This window comes from Pseudomonas luteola NBRC 103146 (assembly GCF_002091675.1).
Taxonomy (GTDB): Bacteria; Pseudomonadota; Gammaproteobacteria; order Pseudomonadales; family Pseudomonadaceae; genus Chryseomonas; species Chryseomonas luteola.
On record NZ_BDAE01000100.1, the window covers coordinates 1 to 580 of the forward strand.

The 580-nt window shown below is 58.1% G+C and carries 1 pseudogene; it reads right to left on the minus strand.

Annotated features, from left to right (window positions below):
* Positions 1 to 580: pseudogene (locus PLU01S_RS25950) on the minus strand (phage coat protein); the annotation flags it as partial.

Below are 580 nucleotides of genomic sequence, written 5' to 3' on the forward strand. Positions count from 1 at the left end.
CGCCAGAAAGCTCGTTAGTGCTGGGGCTTTCGCTAGCGATCGTGCCCTCAACCCAGGAGAACCCGGCAGGGTGAATAGAGAGGTTTATGCGGCTATGCAGGATCTGTTGACCGCCACCATTACCGGCACTAGCGATACTTTCGACCTCGGTAGCCTCAGCGACTCGCGGAGCGGTCAGGCCATACGCCACTGCACCGGCGCCGAACAGGATCGAGGTATAAACGCCACCGGTAGCGACTAGGGCGTCATCTACCACCACAGCAAGGCCGCGGTAGGTGGGCATCCGCATGTTCTGCTGGCTTAGCGGGATAAAGTCGATCAGGTCCTGCTTGAGCGCTTCCCGGTACAGATCCGAGTGCATGGCAATAGCGGTGACTGAATCCATTGCATCGCCCATAGTCCCGGCAGCATCGATCACCGCTTCAGGACTGAAGGTAGAAGCAGTCGTGCCACTTATATCCAGCACCATGTCGCCGCCATCGTTGGCAATGTTGTCGTTCATCACACCCGACAGTGAGGCAATGATTCGACGCTGCAGTTGGCGTTCCCAATACGCGGTTACGCGGGACTGAATACGGGC